Genomic DNA, 2267 nt, shown 5'->3' on the forward strand with positions numbered 1-2267 from the left:
CGCGAGCTCGCCGCCAGGGGCGCCGGCGAACCCGGCGCTCCCCTGGTCGCCGAGCTCGTGGACGCCGTACCCGACGATGACGCCGACGTGCCCGACCCCGTGCGCACCGGGGTGCGGGGCGTGGTGCGGTGGCTCGACGGTCTCGTCGACCGCGCGTGGGCCGCGTGGCTGGTCATCGGCCTGCTCCTGCTCGTCGGCGCCGCGGAGGCGACCGTCGGCATGCGAGTCCTGGCCGGGCAGGTGACCGGGGTGCCGGCCTGGACGGGCGCCGCGATCCTCGGTGCCGTCGGGGTGTCCGTCGTGCTGCTCGTCGTCGGCGTCGTGGTCGGCCGGCGCAACCACCTCCAGGGCGCCGTCTGGGTGCGCCGCGCCGTGCTCGTGAGCCTGCTGTTCACCCAGCTCCTGGTATTCCGCGCAGTGCGGTGGACGGCGGCGTTCGGCCTGGTCCTGGACGTGCTGGCGTTCGTGGCGCTCGAGGTCCTGCTGCGCGAGGAGCGTGGGGTGCGGGTCCGTACCACGTGACCCGCACCCCCGGCTCAGGTCACTGCCCGGCCGGCCGCACCACGCGGGCCGAGCCGCCACCGAGCCGCGTCGGCTCCGCGACGGCGGTGAGCAGCCCGTCCGGGCCGATCTCGATGGCGGTCGCCGCCCCGATCGCGTTGGCGGTGGGCACGAGCGTGTGTCCGTACGCGGTCAGCGCGGTGCCGTAGGCGTCGACGTACGCCTGCTCGGCCGTCGTCCGCGTGCCGTTCTGCGGTGCCGCCCGGGGCGCGGCGATCGCCTCCTGGATCGTCATGCCGAGGTCGATCCGGTTGACCAGCATCTGGGAGACCGCCGAGATGATGTTCGACCCGCCGGGCGACCCCAGCGCGAGCACCGGGCTCCCGTCCCGCAGGACGATCGTCGGCGCCATGGACGAGCGCGGCCGCTTGCCGGCCTCGATCCGGTTCGGGTCGTCGGCGTCGTACGCGATGCTGAAGTCGGTGAGCTCGTTGTTCAGCAGGAACCCGCGCCCGGGCACCACGATGCCCGACCCGCCGATCTGCTCGATCGTGAGGGTGTACTCGACCACGTCGCCCCACTTGTCCACGGCCGTCAGGTTCGTGGTGGACGTGCTCTCCGTGTCCTCGGGCACGGTGCCGGGCGCGGGCGCGCCGTCGCACACGCCGTCGTACGAGCGCGCGTCACCTGACGCGACCGGCTTGGGCGCCGCGGCCTGCGGGTCGAGCAGGCAGGCCCGCTCCTTGGCGAACGTGTCGTCCAGCAGCCCGTCCACCGGCACGTCCACGAAGTCGCCGTCCCCCAGGTAGGCGGCCCGGTCCGCGAACGCCAGCGCGCTCGCCTCGAAGAAGTGGTGCCGCGCGGCGGCGTCGTCCAGGGACTCCAGGTCGAACTGCTCCAGGATGTTCAGCGCCTCGCCCACGGTGGTCCCGCCCGAGGCCGGCGGCGCCATGCCGTAGACGTCGTACCCGCGGTAGGAGAAGACCGTCGGATCGCGGTCCACGACCTCGTACGCCGCCAGGTCCGCGGGCGTCATCGATCCGGCCGGCACCGGCAGCGAGGTACCGTCGGCGACCGGCGGTGCCTGCACGGCGTCGGCGATCTCGTGCGCCAGCTCGCCCTCGTAGAACGCCTCGACGCCCCCGGCCGCGAGCGCCCGGTACGTCGCGGCGAGGTCCGGGTTGCGGAACACCGAGCCGACGGCGGGGGCCTCGCCGTCCGGCAGGAACAGCTCGGTCGTGGAGGTGATCGCCTCGAACCGCGCCTGGTTGGCCAGGGTCTGGTCGTGGAAGAGCTGGTCGACGACGAAGCCCTGTTCCGCGACCGCCGTCGCCGGCCGCAGCGCCTGGCGCAGCGTGGTGGTGCCCCAGCGCTCCAGCGCGCGGTCCCAGGTGGCCGGCGTGCCGGGGACGCCGACGCTGACGCCGCCGGTCACCAGGTCCGGGTAGAACGGGTACGGCTTCCCCGTCGCCGGGTCCACGAACGTGTCGGGCCCGGCGCCGGCCGGCGCCGTCTCGCGCCCGTCGATCGTCTCGACCTCGCCGGTGGAGGCGTCGTAGTGCACGAAGAACCCGCCGCCGCCGATGCCCGCGCTGTACGGGTCGGTCACGCCGATCGCCGCGGCCATGGCGACCGCGGCGTCGGTGGCGTTGCCGCCCTCGCGCAGCACCTTCAGGCCCACCTCGGAGACGACGGGGTCGAGGGAGCTGACCGCGCCGCCGTAGCCGACCGACGTCGGCACCCGGGGTGGTTGGTGCGGGCCGGCC

Annotated in this window: 1 protein-coding gene and 1 pseudogene; one reads left to right on the forward strand and one right to left on the reverse strand. The window is 74.6% G+C overall.

What is annotated here, in order from left to right; all coding sequences use genetic code 11:
• Positions 1 to 522 (forward strand): annotated as a pseudogene (locus PROKR_RS12900) (hypothetical protein); the annotation flags it as partial.
• Positions 523 to 541: 19 nt separating this feature from the next.
• Here the strand turns inward: PROKR_RS12900 and ggt are convergent.
• Positions 542 to 2267, reverse strand: a 1726-nt coding sequence (gene ggt, locus PROKR_RS12905) for a gamma-glutamyltransferase (RefSeq protein ID WP_036963786.1), incomplete at its 5' end; no start/stop codon positions are given.

It is taken from the genome of Promicromonospora kroppenstedtii DSM 19349 (assembly GCF_000515355.1).
Classification (GTDB): Bacteria; Actinomycetota; Actinomycetes; order Actinomycetales; family Cellulomonadaceae; genus Promicromonospora; species Promicromonospora kroppenstedtii.